This is a genomic window from Nostoc sp. PCC 7524, from assembly GCF_000316645.1.
Classification (GTDB): Bacteria; Cyanobacteriota; Cyanobacteriia; order Cyanobacteriales; family Nostocaceae; genus Trichormus.
Window position 1 is genome coordinate 4,001,659 of record NC_019684.1, and the last position, 26,233, is coordinate 4,027,891.

Consider the following 26,233-nt stretch of genomic DNA (forward strand, 5'->3'; position numbering starts at 1 on the left):
TTAATTAATTGCTTGGAGATTTATCATAATTAGCAAATCTATGCTCATGGGTAATTAGCGATTTATCTATTACCCATGAGCTATAGCAGTCCTAAATGATTTATGAAATGTTTCAAATATCAAATAGGAGTTATGTTTCTATTAATCAGCAAAGCCTAGCTATTTTTTAGGGCTGAGATATCAATAACTCAGATGCGTCTTTTCCGAGTTCTGGCGCATCTTGCACGATAACTCCAGATTGCAGAAATTTGGTATCGATGATATCTTTATATGTCTCTAATGCTGGTTGCCAATTATCTATTAACTGATGTAGAGATTGTAGCTGTTCCTCTTTATGATTACCTGTGACGCTATAGCTAAAGTTGCCTGAAAATAAGACAATGGGAACAGTTTCTTCTTCAGTTATATATAGTTTACCTTCATTAATACTTAAGTTAAGTTGTCCTGCTTCGAGGGTAAAACCTAATTGCAGTGATACTTGAACAGGGGCATTCCCGACTTCTTGCCAAGGCGCTGGTGCTAACAAAGATTGCAGATATTTTTGGATGTCGCCTTCTGTATCTGCTTGAGTTTCCGTGATGTAACCTCTCAAATCTATGCCTAATGCTTGATAATCTGAGTTGGGTAAGGCTTGAATGTATCTGTGAGCAATTGCTGGTATCTGGATTTCTGAGATATCTTTAGAGCCAATTACTTCTAAGAAACTCAAGATGCCTTGTTGAGCAGTAATACTCACGCCGTTACGGAAGATCACTTGAGAACCTTGATTACTTACAATAGGTTCTCTGGCTAGCTCCCAATCTAAGGGAACGATATCACCATACTTCAGAAAATCATAAGTAAGAATACTGCAATTATAGTTTTTAACTGCGATCGCAATCCCTAGATTTTGGAGTATCAAAGATTTTTGCATTTACTACCTCAAATAAACCTGGTCAAAAGACTGTTTCAACAAAAAACAGACATCCTGCTAATTTTTCTAAGGAAAAAATACTTAAGGATGTTTCTAATGCGTTGCTTAAGCTATTGAACCCATTGCCTATAAATTCGTAAATTTTAAACTTACGAAATTGCTAATAGGTTGATAGTAATAATCTATCTATGTTCAAGTATTTTATTGTCCAATGTGTAGATTATCATAAATATTCTTATCTGTAAAACTACCTTATTATTAAAGATTTATATAATTTTCAGAGAGGATAAGCATAATTTTATTGAGTTGACTTTCTTTAAAATAAAGTTAAGCCAAGATTAATTAATACATAATTTTTGAGGTGTTTGGCATAGAGCAAGCTTATACCAATTCAAAATTTAAAATACCCTGTGAGTAGGCTTAAGTCCCTGGAAGGAAAGCAAGTTACAAAAATCAATATTAAGAAACTTAGATACTATCTAGATTTTACGGTTTGCATATATTATTTTATTTTGGTAAATTAGTATTAAATAATGTGGCGGCAATCATATTTTTTCAAGTAGAAAAAGCCTTTCTTTTATTACTATTTAGGCAATTTATTCGAGTTATTGCCAATGTACTATATTTAGATGCGTTTGCCCTGACATACTACACCAAATTAGATGAGCTTACCCTGGCTCAAACAAAACCCTTTGTGGTCACAACTTGAAGTTGTACAAAAAAATAAAGTTTATCTCGTCGGAACGCATTGGCATAATTCAGGTATTTTTGCTATCAATGCCATTCTTGATGATTTGGAGAAATACCTTGTTAACAGTTATCAGTAAACAGTGAACAGTTATCAGTTAATTTCCAAGTGCTTCCAACCAAGCATCTAAATCCGCCATGCTGGTAAAAAACTGGGAGATTGTTGAAATAATTTATAAAATATCGAATCTCGACGCATGGAAAATTGGCTTAAACCTTGGGAAGAATTTTAGTAGTGATAGGTGTTGCCGTAGCGATTTTTCTGGAGCGATAAGCCGGAGGCTTATCGCAATTCAACTTCCAATGATGAGGGTTTGCCTAGTGACTTGGAGCGATCGCTACCATCATACAACTGCCATAATTACGGTATAGCCAATTACTTATTGCCAATAAATGTCATTATAATCTATTAAGTGACATTATTAACCAAGCACCTACCATGACTCTGACCTTAAAACTGCAAGAATGGGAAGAGGAAATTTGGGACACAACAGCCCAAGATATTACATCTAGCTCAGATGTGCAGCTATTTGAGTATTTATCCCAATTATCCCAGAAATTTGGTCAGGGTGGTGTAAAAAATATTGAAGTGCATCCAGAAATTTGCTTATCAATTTTTGATTATGAGCTGTGTGAAGATGTAGTGGTAAAATTTCCAGAGTCAGAACACCCGTTACAGTTCAGTGTTTGTCTGTCTGGCACATCGATCGATGAATATGGTGGAAAGTTGGGAGCAGGGTATACTTGCATCTCTGGGGGTGGTATGCAGCGTCAAATGTTGGTGAAAAGTTCTAAATCTAGACATACGGGTATTGATATTCATATGTCTGCTAATTTGTTGCAAATTTTTTTCCCCAATCGTGATGGCGAAATACTTCCCCAATTGCGTTTACTAGCTAAGGGCGATGACTGGCAAACCTTGATTTACCCAGAAATTACAAATGCTATAGAACAAATAGTCAAGCAAATGATTTGCTGTCCCTACCAGGGAATCACAAAACAAATGTATCTGCAAGGAAAAGTCATAGAACTTATGGCTTTACAGTTAGCTCCGATTTTAAATAACCAAGGCGAATTACCGCCATCACCACAGCTTAAACCCACAACTGTTAACCGCGTTCATCATGCTAGGGAAATTCTGCACTTTCGTTTAGAAAATCCACCGTCATTAGCGGAATTAGCACAAATGGTAGGCATTAGTGACAGAACTCTGCGCTACGGATTTAAGGCATTATTTGGTACAACTGTATTTAATTATCTCACACAGAAGCGTTTGGAGAGAGCCGAACAGCTTCTGCGAAATGGGGGGTTAACTGTAGCGGAAGTGGCGAATTTATTAGGTTATTCCCATTTGGGACATTTTGCTGCGGCTTTTAAACGTCAGTTTGGGATTACACCCAGCGAATGTTTGTTGGGTAAAAAATCTATTTCTGCTTTGTAATGCCGTTTTGGGATACTAACGCCATTTTTGGATAGACGCGATCGCACCGACTTCTCTAAACTACCTCTAGATACAACTGAGAAGTTTACGCAATAATTTCATTTACTGGTGTGGAGAGTGGCGTGAATAATTTGACATTTCTACCAAATATGTGTTTTTGGTTAGGTATTAGTTTATTAGGATATTTTATTAATTGTGCCATCGCTCAATCAGCTATGGCTGAAGTGGAAGCAAAAGGGAAAAATCCAGAAATCATCGAACTAGGTGAGTTTAAAGTCTCAGGTACTACTATTGATGGTTTGTTGTCTCAGTCACCAACACCAATTAATTCTCCTGCAACTCAAAGGGAAGCGATCGCAATCACGGGTGTAAAAGCCAATCCCACAGACAAAGGTGTAGAGGTAATTTTAGAAACAACCCAAGGAGAACAACTACAACTCACAAATCGCAATGAAGGTAATAACTTTATTGCAGATATTCCCAATGCTCAGTTGCGTTTATCTTCAGGAGAAGCGTTCACATTCCGTTCGGTAAAACCAATTGCGGGAATTACTGAAATAACAGTTACGAATATTGACGCAAATACTGTACGAGTAACCGTGAACGGTGAAACGGCTTTGCCCACAGTTGAATTATTTGATGGGGATGAAGGACTGATTTTCGCAGTTGTATCTACGACAACAGCATTGCAGCAACCCCAAGAACAGCCAACAACTGAAACACCACCAGAAGAACCAACAGCGCAGCAGGATGAACCAATTGAATTGGTGGTGACGGGAGAGCAAGACAGATATCGTATACCAAATGCTTCAACTGCAACGCGGACAGATACTCCTGTGCGAGATATTCCCCAATCGATTCAGATTATTCCTCAAGAGGTGTTGCGGGATCAACGCGCCGATATATCTAGCGCGCTGCTGAATGCTCCTAGTGTGCGTAACGCCGCACCTTCTAATTTTGACTCGTTGCGATTGCAAGTGCGAGGCTTTTTTAGCCAATCCACATTGAATGGTATTAAAGAGACTAACGGTTTAGCCTCTAATGTAGGGCCTGATTTGACAGGAATCGAAAACATCGAAATTCTTCTAGGGCCAAACTCCGTTTTACTTGGTTCAACATCTCCAGGCGGAACAGTCAACTTTGTCACCAAACAGCCTTTACGAGATCCTTACTACTTTATTGAAGCAACTGTGGGTAGTTTTGATTTTTATCGTGGTGAAGTGGATTTATCGGGGCCTCTAGATGATGAGAAAAAAGCACTATATCGGCTGAACGCATCTTACAGAGATCAAGGGTTTTTCACTGATCTGAGCCAAACTAGAAACTTAGTGATTGCGCCAGTTTTGAGTCTGGAACTGAGCAAGAATACGAATCTGAGCATTGAAGGAATTTATAAAAATCTAGAGCAAGAGAACAATAACTTAGGCTTACCTGCGATTGGAACGATATTTTCTAATCCTAATGGTAATATACCTCGTACCCGCATTACTAATGAAGGTGATCTGGATGTCACAACTGCCAGGATTGGGTATAGATTAGAGCATAAATTTAATGAGAATTGGTCATTAAATAATTCTTTTCGATATGGATACCTTAACTATGACGGTACTGGACTCAACGTTGGAACAAGGCTTTTAGACGATAATCGCACCCTATTAAGAACAGCTAATGATTTAAACGATCGCTATCGTGACTATAGACTAACGACAAATATTATCGGCAAGTTTACAACAGGTGCAATCAAGCATCAATTACTATTTGGTATTGATCTAGGAAGGCTGAACAATAACTTAAAATTTACGGGTAGATCAGGCGCACCCATTGATTTATTTAATCCCATTTACGGTCAACCAGTGGGAGCAATAACATTTGAGAGTGATACTAATACCGTCACTGATGAACTTGGCATCATCATACAAGATCAGGTGGCGATCGCCGACAACTTAAAATTACTCGTCAGTGGTAGATTTGATACTTTCACCCAAACCAACAGAGATTTGCTCACCGCTACAGAAACAAGTCAATCAGTAAGTGCCTTTAGTCCCCGTGTGGGGATTGTATATCAGCCAATCCCGCCCATTTCCCTGTATGCTAACTACAGTCGCTCATTCGAGCCAGCCATTGGTCAAGCCTTTGATGGTAGTGACTTTGAGCCTACAAGGGGTACGCAGTACGAAGTTGGGGTGAAAGCAGATTTAAACCAGAGGCTTTCGACAACACTGGCGTTTTATGATATTACCCAATCGAACGTTTTAACTGACGATCCAAATAATATAGGCTTTTCTGTGCAAACTGGAGAACAGCGCAGCCAAGGTATTGAACTGAGTCTTGCAGGTGAAATTTCACCAGGATGGAATATATTTGCTAGTTATGCCTATAACGATGCTCGTGTCACCGAAGATAATAGCATTCCCATAGGCAACCGCGTACAACGGACAACTCCCCATGCTGCCAGCTTATGGACAACCTATGAAATTCAACGAGGAAATTTACAGGGTTTAGGCTTTGGTTTAGGATTGTTTTATGTAGGCGATCGCGCTGGAGATACTGGAAATACATTTGAAGTACCTAGTTATTTAACAACTAATGCTGCTATCTTTTACAAACAAGACAGATTCCGGGCGGCGATTAATATCCGAAACCTCTTTAACGTAGACTACTTTGAAAATGCTTTCAATCGCTTGCGCGTCTCTCCTGGTGAACCATTTACAGTCCAAGGAACTATTTCTTGGACATTTTGACAATTGCATGATTTTCTAACTCATACTGGAGGATAAAAGCTAGCAGGATTTATTTACACATCTTCAGAAACAATAATCTTCTCAATTTCTGGAGATGTGTATCAATCCTGTTTCATAAAGCACAAATCTATGAAAATAATTTCACGTCACTTTATTGTCATATTCTTATTAGGAATGTTGATATTTACTGCCATTTGGGCTGGTAATAAAAGTTTTACCTATGAAGCGACAAACCCAATATCTCCACAACAAAACGCAAAATGTCGAGTGGTGCAACACGTCCAAGGAGAAACTTGTATTCCCCTCAATCCGCAACGAATTGTCACCTTAGATTTTAATAGCTTTGCAACAGTTTTGGCTTTAGACACCAAACCCATAGCCACTTGGATTACAACTGAAATAGAAGATGACTTTCGTTACTTTCAAGGAAAAGCAGATGGAGTTGAAATTTTACATAGTTCTAGCGGACAAATTAATTTAGAAAAACTTGTATTACTCAATCCCGACTTAATTATTGTTATCTCCCATCCAGGATTTGAAGGAGTTTATAAATATGCGTCGCAAATTGCACCAACAGTAATTCTCCCTTGGATAGAAACTAGAGGCAATTGGAAACAACACATTAAAGATGCTGCCAGAGTTTTGAACAAAACAGAGACAGGCATTCAACTTATAAATGACTATAACCGACGTGTTAACCAGTTAAAACAAGCTATTGAAAATAGTTATAGGGAAATTCGCATATCATTTGCTTTTGTTGCTTCGGGAAGATTAGTTATTACTCGTGAAAAATCTTTTGCTGGTGGAATTTTAGATGACATTGGCATATTAAATCCTATATTTGCAAAATCCGGTGACAATGATTTACCTCTTTCTGAAGAACTCTTACCCAAGATTGACAGCGATATCCTATTTATTGCACCACTACGCAAAGATGATTACTCCGTTATCAAACAGCTTCAGCAAAAGCCTTTATGGTCTCAACTCAAAGCTGTGCAGCAAAATCAAGTTTACATAGTGGATTTTTCTGTATGGCGTGGACTCAATATTCTGGCGGCACATGAGATGCTCAATGACCTTGATAAATACCTCATTAATTTTCTTGAAAATAATGCCTAAACATACCATATTTGTCTGCAAATCTTGTCACCGTTCTTCTCAAGAACGACCAGAAAATCCCCCTTTTGATGGTGCAATTTTACTTGACAAACTAAATGATTTATGTAATGAAAAATTATCACTGAATGAACTGGAAATTAAACCCGTTGAATGTTTGTGGGCTTGTAATCAAGGCTGTGTTGTAGCAGCTTCGCACCCAGACAAACCCACTTATCTTTTTGTCAATTTGACTCCAGAAGAAGGCGCAGCATCATTACTGGAATTTATGCAATTGTATATCAAGAGCCGCAAAGGCAATATAGCTTGGAAACAATTACCTGAACTGTTGCAAGCTGCTATTTTCGCGCAAATCCCACCAGGAGAAAGTAGCTTCGGTTAGGTTGTCAGGGAGCATCTCACTTTTTAAGGAGGGTCAAACAGACAATAATCTTTCGTATTATAAAGTCTTCTCAGAACTGTCATATCATCAACTTCTGATTATCTTTTGTATATAGGTATTGCCGAAATTAACTATAAATTGCCGTTTTTATATAGAAATTTTCCGTTTTTGGATAGAATTGACTTGTTAAAGAATAGTACAATTTACTTATTTTGGTCAAGTACAATTCCAATTGCTCAAAAACATCAAGTCTTGAATTAAAATTCTGACAATGACATCAAAATTTCATCCTTTATCAAACAAACGCTCCCCACTCCAACGGTTACTCAACTACGGACAAAAATATCGTGGGAAAATTTATCAAGCCTCTACTTATTCAGTAATAAATACTATTTTAGATTTAGCACCGCCTTGGTTAATCGGTATTGCTGTAGATATATTAGTCCAACAACAAGATTCTTTTATTGCTAGATTTGGTATTAAAGATGTAATATGGCAATTTGCTCTACTTTCATTAATCACCGTTATTGTTTGGATATTTGAATCACTTTCTCAGTACGCTTATGATAGACTTTGGCGAAATTTGGCTCAAAATATCCAGCATAGTTTACGTTTAGATGCTTATAATCACTTACAGCAATTAGAATCAGCTTATTTTGAAGACAGCAGTACAGGCGGTTTGATGTCTATTCTCAGCGATGATATCAACCAACTCGAAGACTTTTTGAATGGGGGAGCAAATGAAATTATTCAAGTGACAACTTCATTGCTAATTTTAATTGGTGGTGCGTTCTTCATTTTACCTATCAACATTACTTTAGCCGCAATGTTGCCGATGCCGTTTATTCTTTGGGGTTCATTGGTATATCAAAAACGGCTTGAACCTCGTTATGCTGATGTCAGAAAAAAAGTTAGTTTTCTCAACTCACGCCTTGCTAATAATATTAGTGGAATTACGACAATTAAAAGTTTTACATCAGAGAGGTATGAAAGTGCCAGACTAGCAGAAGAAAGTGAAGCTTATAGAAAAAGTAATTCCAAAGCAATTAAACTTTCTGCTGCTTTTGTTCCTTTAATTAGAATGCTGGTTTTAGCAGGGTTTACGGCTTTACTATTTTTGGGAGGTATGGCTGCACATTCTGGAGCGATATCTATAGGTAATTACAGTGTTTTACTGGTTCTCGTGCAAAGATTATTGTGGCCATTGGTGTTTTTAGGAGAAACTTTTGACCACTATCAAAGAGCAATGGCTTCTACTAAGCGCGTGATGGATTTATTAGATACTCCTATCCAAATTACGACGGGAGATGTGCCTTTAGTTGTGGAAAATGTGCGGGGTGAAGTTGATTTTAAAAATGTTACCTTTGCCTATCGAAACAGTGAAGTTATTATTAAAGATTTATCTTTACATATTCCCGCCGGAACAACTATTGCTGTTGTTGGTTCGACGGGTTCGGGTAAAAGCACTTTAGTGAAATTATTATTACGATTCTATGACGTTTCTAGTGGCGCAATTACGATTGATGGCATTGATATTCAAAAATTGAAATTGTATGATTTACGTCGTAGTATTGGCTTAGTTAGTCAAGATGTATTTTTATTTCATGGTACGGTGGCAGAAAATATTGCCTACGGTACTTTTGACACTACTGATGAAGCCATTATTAATGCAGCAAAAATAGCTGAAGCACATGATTTTATTATGCGGCTTCCCGAAGGTTATGAAACAATAGTTGGGGAACGAGGACAAAAGTTATCTGGGGGACAACGCCAACGTATCGCGATAGCTAGAGCAGTTTTGAAGAATCCACCGATTTTGATTTTGGATGAGGCGACATCTGCGGTAGATAATGAGACGGAAGCCGCAATTCAACGCTCTTTAGAAAAGATTACCGTGAATCGGACTACGATCGCGATCGCTCACCGTCTTTCCACAATTCGTCACAGTCATTGCATATATGTCATGGAGCATGGTCAAATTGTGGAACAGGGTAAACATGAAGATTTAGTTGCACTTGATGGAATTTATGCCAGTTTGTGGTGTGTACAGTCTGGAAGTATTACATGATAATTTACCTCATTTGCGGGATAAGTATGCGGGATATCTGCTCAATGTGAGACTTCACTTGAACAGATATATTCCTACCACTCTATACACAGATCATGGCTAAAGCAAAGTAACTGGTATAATTACTTGATTAAATATTTGAATAAATCATCCAAAACTAAATTAGCTCCCTTGATTCCCCATGCAGCAATCCATGTATCACTTGTAACTGGATAAACGCGATTTTGTTGTACGGCTTGTAAACGCGACCACAGGGGATGATTTGTGAACTGTTTCAATCTTGATTCGTTGTGTCCTCCGAGAATTAAGAAAATAACATCACCACCAATTTGAGGAATCAATTCTAAAGAGATGTTTTCCTGACTTTTATCTTTATCTTCATATTGAGGACGGGGTAAACCGATTTCTTGAAGGATTCCTCCACTAAATGATCCGTGCATATAAAGACGAGTATAATTAGCCCAAAAGTTGACTAAAGATACTTTTGTTTGTGAAAGTTTTTCTCCCATCTTTTGACGCAGATTGTCTATTTTTTGTTCATATTCTTGCAACAATTTTTCAGCTTGTGTTGTTTTACCAAGTGCTTCTGCATATTTTTTTAACCAATTTTTCCATTCTCTTTCTTCATCAGCTAATACTGTTGGGGCGATTTGCGATAGTTGATTATACAATTGAGCATCCCAAGAGAGACCTAAAATTAAGTCTGGCTTGAGATATAAAATCTTTTCTAGATTGGGTTGACCATTAACACCGATTTTCTCAACTCCTGTTGTTAAATTTCTTAGGTAAGCAGGAAATTGATTATCACTTAATGTTGTGGCTGCGATTGGTTTTACCCCTAGAGCTAAAACATTATCTAAACCACCTAATACAACTACTCGCTGTGGATTTAAATTTATTTTTGTTTCACCCATAGCGTGTTTAACAACTCGCATTTCTGAAGTGATATTTGCAGTCTTGTCAGAGAAATCTTTAGGTTTACTTAATCCACAACCAATAACTATTAAAGCTGTGAATATACTAAATAAAATCAATCTGATGTAATGATAATTAAGTAGGAGATACACCCATCTAATTACCTGGGTCAATAAATCATCAATACCATGCTTTTTAATTGGCATTTTCTTGAAAAAATAAATATAGTAATTCGATTTGATGGTTGAAAAAATCTAAGTATTTGTAGAGTGTGTTAGCTGTAAGCTGTAACACACCAAAAGCTTTGGTGAAGGTGCGTTACTAACGCATCCTACGTATATTTCCCCAAGCTATAAAATAACTTAGGGAATCAGGTTTGACTCTTGATTAAACTGTAATTAGTGATGTTTCAAGATGAAATAGTTCTGTAACTGTAAACTGGGAAAAAGTTACTAGTTGATTCACCCCACATTCTCCCCGAAAACTAATACTTTTACTCGGATCATCAATCACATTACATCTATAAGTGTTAACTTCACCATCCGGTTTTGTAAAGGTGATTTCTACTTTATTAAAAGTCTCATCTTCGTTTTGCTCAATTACATGACCTTCAACTTGGTAATTAAACCAGTCCCAATTATAATGAAGCATCAATTCTCTTTCTAAGATTTGCACCTGCCAAGGTAAAATACCCCAACCACGATAGACATTTTTTAAACACTGAATATCACCACTTCGTATCAAAATGGCAGTAAAAGATTGTTGGTTTAACCTAGCATAATATCTCCCTTCTGGAAGGTCGATCATCGTTGGTGCAAAACGATGTCCACCAAAATGGCTACTTTGCCACACTCGCACATGAGACAATGATAAATTCTCTACTGTTGCTAATGCTTGACGATAAAAAGGATTGCCATATTTAGCACAGCATTTATCATGACTACCATGAGTACATACTAAAAAATCTCTGGTTTGAATATTTGTTGTTTCAACTCTTGCTGGCGTTTCATTTCTGATACACTTTTGGATGATGGGTACTGCATCATTAATATCTGATAAGATATATTCTTGCTTGCTATACCCTGAAGATATTTCTTCTGTCTGGTAATAGATAATTAAGCGAGTTCGTCCACTTTGATAATAATTGGCATTGTAAATAAATACCAACCTTACATAAGAAGCTGCTTCCTCAATAGCTGATTGCAAATCTTTTAATTGATTGGGAATATTTTTGGAATCTAAGGGTTGAGATGTCCAAGGTAGTGGCACTTCGAGCAAGATATAATATTGGCGATTTAACGCAGTCCCAATGGGGTCTTCTTTGGCTTGACAAGATTCCTCAGCACAAAAAATATTGTTCATAATAAACCACTAAATCGGAGTTGCCAACTTCAGTTAATTAAAATTATTAGCAATAAGCAAATAGGATTTGTGTCTGTTTGGGTACAAGTTTGGAGTATTTTTGCGAACTGTGGATTTTGAATCTCAAATTGCTCAAATAATTCTACAGTTGGTCAGCCTTCTTCAGCAGGTATTTGTTATGGGTGAGCAAAATACGCACCCATCAAAAGTGGTAAGTATTTAAATTTTTACCAATTAATTCGATATCCAATACTGAGAGTTCTACCTTGTCCAGCATAATTAGCACTATCAAAGAAAGGTGCAAAGTATTGGGAGTAAACTGGGAAATATTGGTTATTGAATAGGTTTTGAATACCTATTTGTAATTCCCCTTGACCCAGTTTGATACTGCTGATGTAGTCTACTGTGATGTAGCTGTTAATTTTACCATCTTCTACACCATCATTAAAAGCCCGATCGCGATCGCCTGAGTAAAGCAATTGTAATCTATTCCGCCAACCCTTGAGGGTTTCATTTTCTACATAGGCTGTCAATTTCAAGGGTGGAACTGTAATACTGTTGAGTGCTAAATATTCACCATCATTGTCTTCGTCATTTTCCCCTTCTATCCAAGTAGCTGTACCCCCAACTTTCCAGCCTTGAGTCGGTTGGACATCAATCGCAGCTTCTATACCGTAAACTTTTTGGGGAGCGCGAACAGTCTCTAAGAAGTCAGTGTTAGGGTTAAAGTTAAAAGCTGAACCTAAATCAGAATAGTTGTAGAAACCAGATAAGGACGCTTGCACATTATTCCATTGACCCCGAATACCGATTTCATAATTGTCTACTTTTTGCGGTTCTGTCAGTTGTAGAGAGTCCAAAATATTGACGACTCCTGTGGGGGGACGGCGGAAAACACGACCTAAATCGGGAACTGAAAAGCCTTGAGAAAAGCTAGCAAATATACTAACTTCCGGTGTAAATTTGTAGACAATTCCGGCATTAAATACTGTAGAATCAAAACTGCGATCGCCACCTTGAATATTACGCCGGGGAAATTCGGCGGTGATGTAGTCGTCTAAACTCACACCAATATTTACATAACGCAAACCACCACTCAAGCGTAAACTATCAGATACATCCCATTGCAATTGACCAAATACACCCAGTTCTCTAAAGTCGTAATCTGGGACAAAAACCCGCTTCTCAATCTTACGAAAGATGCGACCACCTGATGCGTCAAATTCCCCAGAATCGAAAATATTAAACCTTTGAGAACTACGCTCATTTTGATAGTCCACACCCCAAAGTAAGCTCACAGTTTTATCTTGATTGAAGGGTGTTTCAACTTGTAATCTTCCTCCCAACTGTTCAGAATCTCCTTCTGATTGAGTAATTGCTCTTAATCTTCCACCCCGGTTATCAGTAGGAAATCCACCACCAAAACCATAATTACGATAGTAAGCTTGAGCTTGCAGCTTGCTACCAAAAATATTGTCATTATTGTAATTTAAGCTGAATAAAGTGTTTTTGATAAAACTACCATCATCAGCATCAATTATATTTATGCCATCTGGTTTCCTCAGAGCGCGAGATTTTTGAATTCCGGGTATATTATCAACTGCTTCATCAGAAATAAAATCAGTATTTTGTTTTTGATCAAAATGGTTAAAGGTAAATTGCAGACGTTGATCAGGTGCTAATTCTACTCCTACTTTTGCCAAAGCATTGATTTTTCTGCTATCATCATCACCTGCAAAGTTAGCAATGCGATCGCCTTCTGCATCATATAATCCCGCAGTTGTCACCAGAGAAAAACCTACAGTGTAGTCAAATTTACCTTCTGTCCCTGTAATTTGATGGGAAAGGTTGTAACCAAAACTATCTGCGGAACGAGTTAAAGAAGTGTCTAAACCAATATTTGTTGTAGAAGTTAGTCTTTGACCGCTTGGCCTCTTAGTAATAATATTGACGACACCACCAGTTGCTTGACCACCATAGATCGCATTTGGGCCGCGTACAATTTCAATGCGTTCGATTGCACTGGGATCTATAGTTGTTAATTGAGCAGGAATTGATTGTAAATTACTATTTTGGGGAACACCGTCAATCAAAACTGAGATATTGCGACCCCGCAAATTTTGCCCAAATGTATTAGTGCGATTAGTTGGTGAACCAAAGCCAGGAACGGTTTTCGCCAAGATATCAGCTAAGTTAGTGGTTAATTTTGCTTGTTCCTCAATCTGTTCACGAGTAATCACAGTTACAGAACGCGGGATATTCTGGATATCTTCTTCGGTACGCGTTGCTGTCACCACCAGTTCAATTGATGGGTCACTTTCAGATGTCGTTTCATCTGGTGTTTGTTCACTGGTTGGCTGTTCTGGTTGTATTGGTGTTTGTGTCGTTGAAACAACAGGTGTGAAGCTAAAAATTAGACTTTCATCACTATCGAATGGCACTAAGAAAAGCCGAAACGCTGATCAATTAAGCAGTTTGCAATTGTTTACGTAATTCATGCCGGGGTTTGGTCATCAAGGGGTAAATTTTGGGGCGACGTTTACGAACTCGTGGTTCACTACGACCTGGGCGGTAGGGAACAGCCTTGTGAGGAATAACTTTGAGTAAAGTACGATAAATTTGAAGACGTTTTGTTGAATGAGCAGCTAATAATTTGGGAAGAAAGTTAATTAAATGATGGCGAGTACCTTGTAGCGATAAGCGTAAGGGAGGAGTATTATAAGTAGTTCCAGCCTGCCACATTAAGCTACGAAGTAGATTGTAAGCGAGTAAATAAACATGAATTTCTTTGCGGATCATAGAAGGAGTTTTACACCGTAGAACATCCATCCCTAATGTGGTTTTCAGATGTCTCAAATCCAATTCAACATCCCAACGTTTACCATAAAGTCCAACAACTTCTAGAGTAGAATAAGTTGCTTTATCTAAAAGAGTAGTAATCAAGCTAACTCGTTGAGTGCGAAAACCAGGAATAACGATGTAATAGTAAATCTCTCGCAAAGTTATGGTTTGAGGTAGAGCATTAAATTCATCTTTATTCAATCCTTTTGGACAACTTTTAGGCTTATGCCAAGTAACTAACTTGTCACAATCGCCAACAATTTTGCCTTTTCGCATGGTTGTTGTCCGAGATTGATGCTTGCGAAATACAGCATCACAGCCAAGTTTGGTAATAGAAACGATATCGGCGTAAGCACAAAAAGCTCTATCCCCTAAAAGTACATCATTTGGTTTGAGAAAACTGTACATTTTTCTCGCTAATTTAATATCATGAGTGTTCAAAACGTCTATGCACAGTGCAACAGCGGCTCCAGTAACTAAACTGAATATTACCCCGATTTTGGCAATTGGGAACCCACATCCTTCTTGTTGAGTGCTAGGTTGAGGATATTCTTTTTGGTTTTCTTGTGTGTCAGGCATAGATACAGTTGAGCCATCTATTACTTTCACATTTCGACCACACCATAAATTTTCTTGGTTCACTTTCTCTTCTAAGCTTTGTGCAGAGAAATTAAAAAGTTTTTCTAATAATTTTTCTGGCAACCTTGCCCTAGCTTGACAATAAGCACTTGTATCTGTTGAAGGAATTTCTACTTCTGATTCTGCCAAATGTGCAATTATTTTACTTACAGCGTTATGACAAGTTTTATCAGTATCCAAAACCTGAGATAAAAATGCCCACAACGTTATTAGCGGGTCAAATAATCGCTTTTTGTATTTAATATTTAATTCAGATATTGCTTGTCTAATTGCCGATTCTGGCAATAGTTCTTTAAAGGGTAGCCCTAAACTTTGGCTAAATTTATCCTTGAGAATTTGTACTCGTAGTGTCACAGTAGTGTTTATGATCTTGGCTTGCTCGTCTTCAAAAAGTATTTCATGAGCGAGCAAGCTTTTTCTACCGACAAAAATTTTTGGCCAACCATACATCATCTTTCTCAGAGCGATCGCCTGACTCAGGCTATTACTGCTAAATGGGCATTAAAAGCTGTAGCCCCTGAAATGTATGGCTTCTAGCTTTTCTTAGTGCCATTCCATCATGGCACTTTGCTGGACAGAATACCGGATTAGGCTTCCAGTAGTGCCGCCTTTTCACCCCGCTTCAGGCGTTGATGACTATTCGCTAACCTGGGGGTGATGCTTTCACCGTTGCACCTACGGGGTAGGATTCTCACCTACATGGTCTATCAGTTGTCAGGGTTTTTGTTAAGGTTTTCCCTTTTCTTATTACCCTGCCTGTTATCCCTAAGCCGTTCTAGGTTACTTGGCTTATTTCAACAGAACGATTCGCACTTGAAATTCCTTGTCGAGAAATTCATAAGGACGTTCCCAGTTAATTAGTGCGGCTGTTTGGGGGAAGAAAAACTGCATTGCTTGGGGAAAGTAGGCTTCTAAAATTTCTTTCCACGGTGAATCATTATCGGCTCTTTCTCTTTCCTCGCTCATGGGTTAATTGCTAGATTTATGTTTTGCATCATCATGTTAAAACATCATGGATTTTGAGATTTTGTAGATTAATTAAGCCGTTTTTCTTCCTAATCTACACACTTTCGGACTCATGCCAAATTTACGCTTGAATGCGGCTGCAAAGTGACCAGGGTTAGAATATCCAACATGAGATGCTACCTCCGCTACACTTTGCTTACCTTCCTGTAAGAGCATTTGCGCCATTTCCATGCGGTAGTTATGTAAGTAGCCAAAGACTGTTGTACCAAAGACTTCCCGAAAACCTAATTTTAATTTATTGTCATTGACACCTACTTTTTTTGCTAAATCTAACAGTGTAGGCGGATTATCGTATTGACTAATTAAAATGTCTTTGGCGTGATAAATTCTTTCAATGTCAGATGCTTTCAGGTTAATTAAACTTTGGCGATTTTGTTCAGTCTCCAATATTTGCGCTAATTGCAAAGCCAGCAGTTCCAGCACCTTGCTTTCTAGATAAATTCGTTGCACCATACCTTGATAGGGTGCATTTAAAAGCTGTGATAATATAGTTTGCATTGTGGGCGTGATTTTACCCACAGGCAGATGAAAACGCGGTGGATGATCACTGTCTAGCAAAGGTTGTAATTGTTTGGGGACAGGTGTAAACCCAGTAGCAAAATTTCTCAGGAAATCGATATCAAAAAGAATTCTGATTATATAATAGCGATCGCCTGCAAAATATTGCTCGATTTCTTCAATATCTGGCAAGTAAAATAAATAATTATTTCCTGCTGTTTCTTGATATTTTTCCCTAACTCCCGCAACCCCAGGACAAATGACACTATGATTCCCCTCTAGATAAAATTTTGCGATCAGTGGATATTCCTCATCATGATTATTCTGAATATTTACTTGACGATATTGAGTTTTATCAAAAATTTCTAGAGATAATCCCGGACGTAGCTGCATTTCCTGATAGGAACTACGAGTAAAGTTACTTTCCCATTTCTCTACAAAGTCGAAGGACTGACTAGGATCTACAGCCTGTAATATCTTCAAACTTGCTTCTACAACTTCATCGTACTGTTCTTTCGTCAGAATTTCCAACATTTTTGAGTAGGATTTTTCAAGAATTAATTGCTAAAATTTTCCATTTATTTACTAAAAATTAGAAGAATTTGCTTGCAATTGCTTTTCTCCCTTGCGTCCTATTGGTACACACATGGGTGTTCCCACAACTGGGTCAGGAACAATACGACAATCTAAACCAAAAACCTCTCTTACCATTTCTTCAGTCATTACCTCTTTTGGTTCTCCAGCCGTGAAAATTCGGCCTTGTTTCACTACAACTAGATAATCTGCATAACGACAAGCCTGATTTAGATCATGCAGCACCATGACAATAGTTCTCTGTTGATGCTGATTCAATTCATATAACAAATCTAACACTTCTATTTGATGTGCTAAATCTAAAAAAGTAGTGGGTTCATCTAACAGTAAAATATCTGTATCTTGTGCCAGTGCCATTGCTATCCAAGCACGTTGGCGTTGTCCACCAGATAAAGTATCTAAAGCTCTATCTGCTAAGGGCAATAAATTAGTAATTTCTAGTGCCTGTTGGACAATTCTTTCGTCTTTTTCTGACCACTGCTGTAACCAATTTTGATAAGGATAACGCCCTTGTCCTACTAAGTCTTTGACTGTTAATCCTTCTGGTGCAACTGGGCCTTGAGGTAAAATTCCTAACTGCTTTGCTACTTCCTTTGTTGCCAGATTAAAAATAGATTGCCCATCAAGATAAACTGTCCCACCATAGGGTTTAAGCAATCTGGCTAAACCTCGTAATAAAGTTGATTTACCGCAACCATTTGCACCCACCAAAGCACTAATTTTTCCGCTAGGAATTGCCAAATTTAGGTCACGAATAATTGGCGCACCATCGTAAGCTAAAGACAGACTTTTGGTTGATAAACCTTTCATATTTTTTACCCTGTTAAACTAATCAAAATTCAATTTTTTCCCAGTCCCCAATCCCCAATCCCCAACACTATTTCTTCCGATTACGAATTAACAAATAGAGAAAATAAGGCGCACCCACAGCAGCCGTCACCACCCCACAAGGAATTTCGATAGGTGCAAAGAGGGTTCTGCCGAAGAAGTCTGCCACTACAACCAGCATTCCTCCCAACAATGCAGAGGTAGGGATCAATCCTTCATGATTTGTACCTACTAACTGTCTACCTAAATGTGGTGCAATTAATCCCACAAAACCAATCATTCCTGCCGTAGCGACTCCTGCACCGGCTAAGGCTACACCCACTAGCACCAGCAAACCCCGTTGCCATTCCACACGAGTCCCTAAACCTTTGGCAACATCATCTCCCAAATTTAAGGCATTCAAATGTCTAGCTAATGTCAACGCCATCGGAACAAAAACGATTAACCAAGGTAAGAAGGAAAATACTTGTTCCCAGGTGCGTCCGTAGACGCTACCCGCTAACCACACCAACGCATCACTGACGCTGTAAATATCGCCAAAGGTAATTAATAAGCTGGTGAAAGCACCAGCGATCGCAGACAAACCCACACCCATTAAAATAAACAGAACGGGAGAACTCCCATTGTTCCAAGCCAGGGAGTAAATTAAACCAGCCATCAATAAAGCACCGACAAAGGCTGATACAGGCAAAGTGTAAATGGGTGCTGATGGAAATAGGACAATGACTGCAACTGCTGCTAGACTTGCTCCCGCATTGATGCCAATAATGCCGGGATCAGCTAATGGGTTACGTGTGATGCCTTGAAAGATAGTCCCAGAAACAGCCAGTGCCATTCCCACCATGAAAGCGACAAGGGTACGGGGTAGACGCAGGTTATGAATGACAAAAGCATGATCTGGGTTGCCTGTATCTATACCCAATACAGTTTTGACGATATCTAAGGGAGAAATCGGATATTCACCCCGTCCTAAATTCATCACCATCGCCACCACAACCGCCACTGCCAAACATAGCAGTATTGGTGGTACACGGCGGTCAATTCGCAAAGATATCGTTTCGGAACGGAATACAAGCCAATCAACCTTCATTTCTTCACCTTTGATTTAGCCAAGTAGACAAAAAAGGGTGCGCCAACCAATGCTGTCATTACTCCCACAGGTAATTCCTGGGGTTTGAGTAATATACGCGCCGCCACATCTGCAACTAAAAGTAAAGTTGCACCCACCACTGCGGAGTATGGCAAAATCCAACGGTAATCAGCTTTGATGAAAAACCTCACCATGTGGGGAACGACTAAGCCAATAAAGCCGATTGGCCCAGCTAAAGAGACTGAACTTCCCGCCAGTAAAACCACACTGATGGCAGTCGTAATTTTGACCCAAGCTGTCTGTTGACCCAAGCCTTTAGCCACATCTTCGCCCAGACTCATGGTTGTAATTTGTCTACCCAGGGCAAAGGCTACTACTAAGCCAATGACGACGAAAGGTAATGCTGACAATAAGATGTCGAAATCCCGTCCAGCTAAAGAACCAGCTAACCAAAATCTAATTTCTTCTAAGGTGCGTTGACTGACGATGAGAATAGCCGTGGTGAGGGAAGAAATCAGAGCCGTCAACGCTGCACCTGCTACGGTGATATTTAATGGTGTAGCTCCTCCCTTTCCTAGCGAACCAAGGAGGTAGACTAATATAGCTGTCGCTCCTGCACCCAAAAAGGCCATAATCGTTAAAACACTCAAAGAGGAGCTACCAAACACAAAAATTGTAGTAACTACAGCTAATGCTGCTCCTGACTCAATACCTAAAATTCCTGGATCTGCTAAGGGGTTACGTGTCAAACCTTGCATTAATGCACCGGCGACTGCCAAGGATGATCCTACCAGTAGCGCGACAAGCGATCGCGGTAATCTCACCGTCTGAATCACTAAATGTTCATAAGAACCATCAAAGGTGATAAAGGATTCCAGAATCTTGTTTAACGGTATTTCTGCTGCACCCAATGTAACACTATACACCAAGCAAGTTAGCAGAATCAGTATGCCCAGAATCAGACCTACTAATGGCGAGATTGTTGGTGTATTCCAATTTCTAGGTGATGCTGTGGTTGCTCTTGTCATTATCTTCTAGTTAATTGAAAAATATACTCATTTAGGTAAGCTAGTTGTGCCTTCTTTGACATTTGCAACTGCAACATCTTAATTGAGAATTAATCTAAAAATATCAAGTGTTTAAGCAAGGTATATTCTCGCATCATTGAGATTTGCAGCCTAATGTAAGCGAAAAGGTTCAAGATTATACTTTATCCTTATTAGTATATTTTTTCAACTTTTTGTAGTGTTGTTTGATGAAAAAAAGAAATAATTGTCAAATAGCCATGATAAGCATTTAGTTGCTGTGCATTGGGAGAAACTTGTGTTCCCCTGTAATACCATTTCACGAAAAACCTGATACAGATGTAAACTCTGAAAGCTTTGCTGCATCTAAGTTTTTTAATTGCGTAAAGCCTACGGCATAGCTGCGCTTAGAGTGGAGCGGGAGCATCGTTGCGTAGGCGTTAGCCTTGCCGTAGGCTATTGTGAATTGGTATAACCTGTGTTTCTCAGAAGCTAAAAAATCCAATCAGCTTGCTCATCAGCTAAAATATCTTCAAACTTACCTTGAGCTACAACCCTACCAGCTTTCATCACAATAATTTGATCAGCGCGTCGTAAAACAGAACGACGATGAGATACTACTAAACAGGTTGGTGTCCAACAATTTTCCTCAGTTGTATTGGCAAATATCCGCGACCATAATGTTAATTCTGTTTCCACATCTAACGCACTAGAAAGGTCATCAAATACCAGCAATTCTGGCTGACGTACAAACATCCGCGCCGCCGCTACCCGTTGCATTTGTCCACCAGAAAGCCGGACACCTTTTGTTCCTACTAAAGTTTCTAACTTCTCATTCATAGCTGCTAAATCTTGCTCAAATACAGCCATTTTTAATGCTGTTTCAATTTCAGAATCATCCTTAGACAATCCCAGTAAAATATTTTCCCGTAAGGAATAGCTGAACAGTTGGGGAATTTGCGGAGTGTAAGCACTGCGAGGTGGTACAAAAAAATTAGCAGGGTCTTCAACTATACACCCATTCCAATAAATTTCCCCGGCTTGTTTGGGCAATAATCCTAATAATACTCTGAGCAATGTAGTTTTTCCTGCACCGATGCGTCCAGTAATTACAGTCAAACTACCGCGCTGTATTTGTAAGTTAATATCTACAATCCCTTGATTAGTACCAGGATAAATATAAGTTAAACTTGTTAGTCTTAATGATTGTAGTTGATGACTTGCATTATTTGTTGGTTGTTCTAATCGAGGTAAGTTTTTTCTACTTTTACCCAATTCTTGCAAATAAAGTTGATTTGGAGCTACCAAAGTTTCTGCTGATGCACCAGAAATTAAAGAAGTCATGCGTTCAAATGCAACTTCTGTTTGCTTATACAAAGCCATAAAGCCACCTACAGAAGCAAAAAAACCTGTGACAAATGATAGATTATAAACAAATAAAGCAAAGTCACCTACTGTTAATTGATTAACGCCGCTTTGCATCAAAAAAGAAGCCATCACCAAAATCAAACCTGTGCCGAAATTCACCATGTTTTGAAATAGTGAACTGAGAATGGCTTTTAATAAGCTGTCTTTAACCATCCTCTCGCGCCGCTTGTCATTCAAAGTGCGAAAGTAAGTGAGGACATCTTGTTCTGCACCAGCAACTTTAATCGCTTGTACAGAACTAAAGATTTCTCCTAAAATTCCGGTCACTTTTTGAGTTGCTTGACGGCTAGCTTGGCGATATTTTTTAATACGTGTTTCTGCTTTTTGGATAATTACTATCATTCCCACTAGGGGCAGGAAAACGAATAGTGTCATGGGTACATTGACACTTAATAAAATAACTAAAGAAAGAACAGCAAATATTCCTTCTCCAAATATTTCTGATACCCAGGCTACATTATCTTCAATGTGTTGGGTATCATCTCGAAAGTAGCTAATTACTTCACCTTGGGATACAGATTTATCAGTATCATCCTGAGTTACCTTAATTTGAGCATGAGGATTATTTAAGAGACGTTCTAATAAATTTCTTCTCAGTAATGACCTCATGGTAAAACGGTGTTGAGTTTTGGTGATGCGTCCTATCAATATCACCAAAATATGCCCCAAATTCAAAGCAACAAAACCTGCAATAAATGCCCAAGGTGATAAACCAAATTGAGCTTTACCTGTGAGACTATTAAAGAATTCTCGAATAATCAGTCCAGGTAGGGCAGGTAAGCCCATAATAAAAATCCAGAAGCAAGTATCAATTAAGTAAAGCTTTGGTTTATAGCAAATTAGTTGCCATAATAATTGCCAACCAGCAAGTTTTTTTGTTGATAAAATCATAATATTGGGGATTGAAGATTGGGGGTTGGGGATTGGGAAAGGTCTAAAAGTATGGGTGATGAGTTAGGAATAAGAAGAGGAGTCTACTTTTAATACCTAGTTCCCAGTCCCTGATTTAAACTAATAAATCTGTTAAACCGGCTTTTAATAATTGGGTAAAACGTGAATTAGGATTGTTTGCTAGTTCTTCGCGTTCACCGTATTCACTTACTTTACCTTTGTCTAAAATTAAGATTTGATTGGCTCTTTCTACGGTGGCTAAACGATGGGCGATAATAATCGCGGTTCGTCCCATCAATAATTTATCTATAGCTCTTTCAATGAGTTTTTCTGTCATCGGATCGAGGCGTGAAGAGGCTTCATCTAGAATGACTAAACCGGGGTCTTTGAGAAATACGCGGGTAAAGGCTAATAGCTGCGCTTGTCCTGCTGACAAACCGCTACTATCTGGGCCTAAGTTGGTTTCTAAGCCATTGGGTAAAGAGTGCAACCATTCTGACAAGCCCAACATTTCTATTGTTTCATAGATGCGATCGCTAGTAATATCAGGGTTGAAAAAAGTCAGGTTATTGCGAACTGTGGTTTGAAAAAGTTGCACATCTTGAGTTACTAACCCGACTTTCCTCGGTAATTCTTTGAGTGGGGTTTGGTCGATAGGTACACCCCCCAACCGAATTGAACCCAATTGTGGGTCATACAATCTCAAGAGTAATCGCGCTAAAGTTGTCTTACCGCTTCCTGTACGTCCCAGTAACCCCAAAACCTGACCCGCAGGTAAATTAAAAGATACATCTTGCAATACCAAATCCCCAGTCCCTAGTCCCCAGTCCCCAGTCCCCGCTCCCCGGTCATTGTACCCAAAAGAGACATTCTCAACAGCTATAGACAGCGCACCTGGAGGAAGTGATTTTTCGCCGCTTGTACGCAATTGAGATTGAACTTGCAATAAGTCTGTAATGCGGTAAATACTCGCATCTGCTTGCTGGAGGTCTTCAAATTGGTTGCGAATCTGTTCAATCGGTTCGCTGAGAATATTGGTGTAGTAATACAATAGGTAAACTGTACCGATGGTAATTGTCTGTTGACTCCACAGGTAAGCACCAACTATGAGAGCAACGACACTGCCTAACGTAAATATACCGTTAGTTGTCACCCAAAGAATTGTATCGGCAAAGCGGGCTTTATGAAAGATGGGTAGCCAGTTACGAATAATTGTATAGAAGCGGTGCATGACATAGTTTTTTGCACCATTAGCACGAATGTCTTCCATCCCTGTTAGCTGTTCACCTAAGAAGCCAAAAAACTCAGCACTAAATTGGCGATAACCTCCCCAATGGAAAACTGAAATGCGACGCAACTTAATCAGAGTAGATAAGGCGATGAGAGCAAACGATAAAATAGCTACACCGGCTCGCCAATCTTCTATAAACAGCACTATGATTACACCCAACACCATGAGCAAATTACCCAAGATGTGAATAGTAAATTTTGAGAAAAATTCTGATAAATTCTGCACATCGCCGTCTATGCGTTCGACTAATTCGCCTGGTGTACGGTATTTGTGGAAGGATAAATCTAGTGTTAAACAATGCTCTACTAAATCTGCACGCAAATTATTAGTAGCTGTCCAGGCGACGTTTTCACCGTAGAATGTGGCGGTAATTGACATTGCTTGGGTGATTAAGGCTACAACTATAAATAACAAGGCCGCTAGTAGTAATTTTTGGCTATCCCCACCAGCAACAGCTGTATCAATGAAATAGCGTAAAATTTGGGGGTTGAGGATTTGTAAGGCGATGCTAACGAGGAGTGCGATCGCAAATTTAACTACTCTACCCTTTTGCGGCTTGAGATAGTCTACAAGTAAGTTCCAATATTGCTGTAGTCCGATTTTCATAAAACTTTAGCTATAAACAAGCCTGATTTTGGAGGCTGAGATCAGAAGCTGTCTGAGGGCAGTAGAGAATTTTTCTCAGCTAATTCTCGTATTTTACGGCTAATTATGCCTATTTATTGCATTTTTATCTGCTCTTCCCCCAATAACTGAGAAAAATATGCAAAAATTTTGTATTGTCCACCACAAAATACAGGTATAAAAACAGTTTATCCTTATTATTTAGTGATAATTAATCTAAATAAATGCTTATTTGCTGTATTTAATCACAAATACGGCTCATCCTGACTTGGTATTGAGAGACACCAAAATATATTGCTTATAGTTATGACAATCACAATTTCACAACAAGCATTTTGGGATTTATTTGTAGATATACCAGAAACAGAAACAACTGCGCCGATACTCCGATCCACATTAGGAGAATCCTGGAATATATTTGATACTTTTTGTTCATTTCCACCAGAAATAGGTACAGGTTTTTGGGGAGAAATAGAATTACGGGATGGGTTACACTTAGCAATTTCAGAACATCAATTACATGACGATTTAGTTATAAAAAATCCTGAACGACAACATCCTTTAGAATACAGTTTTTATCTAGCAAAATATTACCAAGAACAAAATTGTTTTGTTAGTAAAGGACAAAACAGATTATTTGGAAGTGGACTAGCACCAAAAGAGAGAGTTAAAGCATTTAAATCAGAAAAAATCATTGAAATCAATGTCCACATAGAACCAGAGATATTTTACCTGTTTATGGGTAAACAAGAAAATCAGCTACCACAGAAATTAGCTCATTTAGTTAGACAATGCCATCAAGAATATTACTCTCGTGCTGGCACTAATACACCAGCAATGGAAGTAGCATTACAACAAATTTTAAATTGTCCCTATCAGGGAATGATGAAAAGGATGTATTTAGAAAGTAAAGTTTTAGAACTTATGGTATTACTGGTTGAGGAAGATGTAGCCGCACGCCAAGGTAAACATGACACATTTTCTCTCAAGCCTGATGATGTGGAACGGATTCACTATGCTAAAGAAGTTTTATTGCGTAATTTAGACAATCCTCCTTCCTTAAGGGACTTATCTAGACAAGTAGGCTTGAATGATTGTACTCTCAAACGAGGGTTTCGTCTGGTATTTGGTACAACGGTATTCGGCTATTTACATCATCATAGATTAGAGCAAGCAAGAAAATTATTAGTAACCGGAGAAACCAGCATTTCTAAAGCAGCCCGTAGCGTTGGTTTTGCTAGTCGTAGCTATTTCGCTACTGCTTTTAGAAAAAAATTTGGCATCAATCCCAAAGAATTTTTGCTAGCTAATTCCAGGTCATCCATAAAAGTTGATGAGTTGATAGGATAAGCGTAAGCACAATAAAAAGTTTGATTTGTAGTCTCAAAAATTTATGTAGAAATCTCAATCTACAAAAATAATAATAACCTGATTCCATCATTGAAAAAAAGAAAAATTCCGTCTAGCGTTCAAAAAATTCCGTCTAGCGTTCAAAGCACTTAACTATAAACTAGAGCTTTCCTGTAAGCTTCTTGATAGTAATTATTAATTACAAACATAACGGCTATTGGAGATGAGGCATTGGGTAGTTAGTCAGGTGCGTCAGTACCAATACTAGATGTGTCTATGGTTAATCTAACTGACGCATCCTACAGATTTAAAAATCTCTAATAGGATTTCCCAGTCACGCCAGTTCGCTCAACGGAGGGAACCTCCGCACGCGACTGGCTCCCCAATACCCAGTCCCCAGTCCCTTATTTGCGTGTGAGTAGA

Annotated in this window: 20 protein-coding genes; 8 read left to right on the forward strand and 12 right to left on the reverse strand. The window is 38.6% G+C overall.

Translation table 11 applies throughout. The features are described 5' to 3' along the window. Window positions 1-166 precede the first annotated feature (166 nt). A complete protein-coding gene (locus NOS7524_RS15895) occupies window positions 167-913 on the reverse strand; it encodes a hypothetical protein (RefSeq protein ID WP_015139503.1) in 747 nt (248 codons plus the stop codon). Between the two features lie 662 nt (window positions 914-1,575). On the opposite strand from NOS7524_RS15895, the gene NOS7524_RS29530 reads away from it, so the two are divergent. From NOS7524_RS29530 to NOS7524_RS15925, 6 genes are all read left to right on the forward strand, one after another. Continuing rightward, on the forward strand, window positions 1,576-1,740 hold the full coding sequence (locus NOS7524_RS29530; RefSeq protein WP_235622352.1) for a hypothetical protein: 165 nt from the start codon (window positions 1,576-1,578) through the stop codon (window positions 1,738-1,740). Between the two features lie 359 nt (window positions 1,741-2,099). Next, window positions 2,100-3,101 carry a helix-turn-helix transcriptional regulator gene (locus NOS7524_RS15905; protein ID WP_015139504.1) on the forward strand — a complete coding sequence of 334 codons (1,002 nt, stop codon included), beginning with the start codon at window positions 2,100-2,102 and terminating at the stop codon, window positions 3,099-3,101. A 149-nt stretch (window positions 3,102-3,250) separates the two neighbouring features. Beyond that, window positions 3,251-5,842, forward strand: a complete 2,592-nt coding sequence (locus NOS7524_RS15910) for a TonB-dependent siderophore receptor (RefSeq protein WP_041555356.1) — start codon at window positions 3,251-3,253, stop codon at window positions 5,840-5,842. 129 nt (window positions 5,843-5,971) lie between these two features. Continuing rightward, entirely contained in the window at window positions 5,972-6,961 is a 990-nt protein-coding gene (locus NOS7524_RS15915; RefSeq protein WP_015139506.1) for an iron-siderophore ABC transporter substrate-binding protein, read from the forward strand. Beyond that, complete coding sequence (locus tag NOS7524_RS15920) at window positions 6,954-7,340, forward strand: DUF1636 family protein (protein ID WP_015139507.1); 387 nt, start codon at window positions 6,954-6,956, stop codon at window positions 7,338-7,340. Before NOS7524_RS15915 ends, NOS7524_RS15920 begins: the two co-directional genes overlap by 8 nt. Window positions 7,341-7,611: 271 nt before the next feature. Next, on the forward strand, window positions 7,612-9,408 hold the full coding sequence (locus tag NOS7524_RS15925) for an ABC transporter ATP-binding protein (protein WP_015139508.1): 1,797 nt from the start codon (window positions 7,612-7,614) through the stop codon (window positions 9,406-9,408). Between the two features lie 122 nt (window positions 9,409-9,530). Here NOS7524_RS15925 and NOS7524_RS15930 read toward each other — a convergent pair whose 3' ends face one another. The 4 genes from NOS7524_RS15930 to NOS7524_RS15945 form a co-directional block, all read right to left on the reverse strand. Then, complete coding sequence (locus tag NOS7524_RS15930; RefSeq protein WP_015139509.1) at window positions 9,531-10,529, reverse strand: ABC transporter substrate-binding protein; 999 nt, start codon at window positions 10,527-10,529, stop codon at window positions 9,531-9,533. A 181-nt stretch (window positions 10,530-10,710) separates the two neighbouring features. Next, window positions 10,711-11,685: a sucrase ferredoxin gene (locus tag NOS7524_RS15935; protein WP_015139510.1), complete on the reverse strand. Its 975-nt coding sequence runs from the start codon at window positions 11,683-11,685 to the stop codon at window positions 10,711-10,713. 227 nt (window positions 11,686-11,912) lie between these two features. Further along, window positions 11,913-14,126, reverse strand: a complete 2,214-nt coding sequence (locus NOS7524_RS15940; protein ID WP_015139511.1) for a TonB-dependent receptor — start codon at window positions 14,124-14,126, stop codon at window positions 11,913-11,915. Between the two features lie 25 nt (window positions 14,127-14,151). Next, window positions 14,152-15,519 (reverse strand): IS4 family transposase, encoded by a 1,368-nt coding sequence (locus tag NOS7524_RS15945; RefSeq protein WP_041555549.1) that lies wholly within the window; start codon window positions 15,517-15,519, stop codon window positions 14,152-14,154. Window positions 15,520-15,564: 45 nt separating this feature from the next. On the opposite strand from NOS7524_RS15945, the gene NOS7524_RS30110 reads away from it, so the two are divergent. Next, window positions 15,565-15,702: a hypothetical protein gene (locus NOS7524_RS30110; RefSeq protein ID WP_171815344.1), complete on the forward strand. Its 138-nt coding sequence runs from the start codon at window positions 15,565-15,567 to the stop codon at window positions 15,700-15,702. A 252-nt stretch (window positions 15,703-15,954) separates the two neighbouring features. On the opposite strand, the gene NOS7524_RS30115 is transcribed toward NOS7524_RS30110, so the two are convergent. From NOS7524_RS30115 to NOS7524_RS15975, 7 genes are all read right to left on the reverse strand, one after another. Continuing rightward, window positions 15,955-16,131 carry a hypothetical protein gene (locus NOS7524_RS30115; RefSeq protein ID WP_015139512.1) on the reverse strand — a complete coding sequence of 59 codons (177 nt, stop codon included), beginning with the start codon at window positions 16,129-16,131 and terminating at the stop codon, window positions 15,955-15,957. A 72-nt stretch (window positions 16,132-16,203) separates the two neighbouring features. Beyond that, window positions 16,204-17,223, reverse strand: coding sequence for a helix-turn-helix transcriptional regulator (locus NOS7524_RS15950; RefSeq protein WP_015139513.1), 1,020 nt, complete (start codon window positions 17,221-17,223; stop codon window positions 16,204-16,206). A gap of 51 nt (window positions 17,224-17,274) precedes the next feature. After that, the gene (locus NOS7524_RS15955) at window positions 17,275-18,093 is read right to left on the reverse strand and encodes an ABC transporter ATP-binding protein (RefSeq protein WP_015139514.1); all 819 of its coding nucleotides are present in this window, start codon (window positions 18,091-18,093) and stop codon (window positions 17,275-17,277) included. A gap of 67 nt (window positions 18,094-18,160) precedes the next feature. Then, on the reverse strand, window positions 18,161-19,201 hold the full coding sequence (locus tag NOS7524_RS15960; RefSeq protein ID WP_015139515.1) for a FecCD family ABC transporter permease: 1,041 nt from the start codon (window positions 19,199-19,201) through the stop codon (window positions 18,161-18,163). Next, window positions 19,198-20,229 (reverse strand): FecCD family ABC transporter permease, encoded by a 1,032-nt coding sequence (locus NOS7524_RS15965; RefSeq protein ID WP_015139516.1) that lies wholly within the window; start codon window positions 20,227-20,229, stop codon window positions 19,198-19,200. The genes NOS7524_RS15960 and NOS7524_RS15965 overlap by 4 nt, the downstream gene beginning before the upstream one ends. Window positions 20,230-20,718: 489 nt before the next feature. Beyond that, the gene (locus NOS7524_RS15970; RefSeq protein ID WP_015139517.1) at window positions 20,719-22,545 is read right to left on the reverse strand and encodes an ATP-binding cassette domain-containing protein; all 1,827 of its coding nucleotides are present in this window, start codon (window positions 22,543-22,545) and stop codon (window positions 20,719-20,721) included. A 115-nt stretch (window positions 22,546-22,660) separates the two neighbouring features. Next, the gene (locus tag NOS7524_RS15975; protein ID WP_015139518.1) at window positions 22,661-24,442 is read right to left on the reverse strand and encodes an ABC transporter ATP-binding protein; all 1,782 of its coding nucleotides are present in this window, start codon (window positions 24,440-24,442) and stop codon (window positions 22,661-22,663) included. 324 nt (window positions 24,443-24,766) lie between these two features. On the opposite strand from NOS7524_RS15975, the gene NOS7524_RS15980 reads away from it, so the two are divergent. Beyond that, window positions 24,767-25,810: a helix-turn-helix transcriptional regulator gene (locus NOS7524_RS15980; RefSeq protein ID WP_015139519.1), complete on the forward strand. Its 1,044-nt coding sequence runs from the start codon at window positions 24,767-24,769 to the stop codon at window positions 25,808-25,810. The last annotated feature ends 423 nt before the right edge of the window (window positions 25,811-26,233 follow it).

What these genes read in the sequence shown, in the direction of transcription:
- NOS7524_RS15895 (WP_015139503.1), bottom strand. Translation starts at nt 913, where the DNA reads ATGCAAAAATCTTTGATACTCCAAAATCTAGGGATTGCGATCGCAGTT.
- NOS7524_RS29530 (WP_235622352.1), top strand. Translation starts at nt 1,576, where the DNA reads ATGAGCTTACCCTGGCTCAAACAAAACCCTTTGTGGTCACAACTTGAA.
- NOS7524_RS15905 (WP_015139504.1), top strand. Translation starts at nt 2,100, where the DNA reads ATGACTCTGACCTTAAAACTGCAAGAATGGGAAGAGGAAATTTGGGAC.
- NOS7524_RS15910 (WP_041555356.1), top strand. Translation starts at nt 3,251, where the DNA reads ATGTGTTTTTGGTTAGGTATTAGTTTATTAGGATATTTTATTAATTGT.
- NOS7524_RS15915 (WP_015139506.1), top strand. Translation starts at nt 5,972, where the DNA reads ATGAAAATAATTTCACGTCACTTTATTGTCATATTCTTATTAGGAATG.
- NOS7524_RS15920 (WP_015139507.1), top strand. Translation starts at nt 6,954, where the DNA reads ATGCCTAAACATACCATATTTGTCTGCAAATCTTGTCACCGTTCTTCT.
- NOS7524_RS15925 (WP_015139508.1), top strand. Translation starts at nt 7,612, where the DNA reads ATGACATCAAAATTTCATCCTTTATCAAACAAACGCTCCCCACTCCAA.
- NOS7524_RS15930 (WP_015139509.1), bottom strand. Translation starts at nt 10,529, where the DNA reads ATGCCAATTAAAAAGCATGGTATTGATGATTTATTGACCCAGGTAATT.
- NOS7524_RS15935 (WP_015139510.1), bottom strand. Translation starts at nt 11,685, where the DNA reads ATGAACAATATTTTTTGTGCTGAGGAATCTTGTCAAGCCAAAGAAGAC.
- NOS7524_RS30110 (WP_171815344.1), top strand. Translation starts at nt 15,565, where the DNA reads ATGAGCGAGCAAGCTTTTTCTACCGACAAAAATTTTTGGCCAACCATA.
- NOS7524_RS30115 (WP_015139512.1), bottom strand. Translation starts at nt 16,131, where the DNA reads ATGAGCGAGGAAAGAGAAAGAGCCGATAATGATTCACCGTGGAAAGAA.
- NOS7524_RS15950 (WP_015139513.1), bottom strand. Translation starts at nt 17,223, where the DNA reads ATGTTGGAAATTCTGACGAAAGAACAGTACGATGAAGTTGTAGAAGCA.
- NOS7524_RS15955 (WP_015139514.1), bottom strand. Translation starts at nt 18,093, where the DNA reads ATGAAAGGTTTATCAACCAAAAGTCTGTCTTTAGCTTACGATGGTGCG.
- NOS7524_RS15960 (WP_015139515.1), bottom strand. Translation starts at nt 19,201, where the DNA reads ATGAAGGTTGATTGGCTTGTATTCCGTTCCGAAACGATATCTTTGCGA.
- NOS7524_RS15965 (WP_015139516.1), bottom strand. Translation starts at nt 20,229, where the DNA reads ATGACAAGAGCAACCACAGCATCACCTAGAAATTGGAATACACCAACA.
- NOS7524_RS15970 (WP_015139517.1), bottom strand. Translation starts at nt 22,545, where the DNA reads ATGATTTTATCAACAAAAAAACTTGCTGGTTGGCAATTATTATGGCAA.
- NOS7524_RS15975 (WP_015139518.1), bottom strand. Translation starts at nt 24,442, where the DNA reads ATGAAAATCGGACTACAGCAATATTGGAACTTACTTGTAGACTATCTC.
- NOS7524_RS15980 (WP_015139519.1), top strand. Translation starts at nt 24,767, where the DNA reads ATGACAATCACAATTTCACAACAAGCATTTTGGGATTTATTTGTAGAT.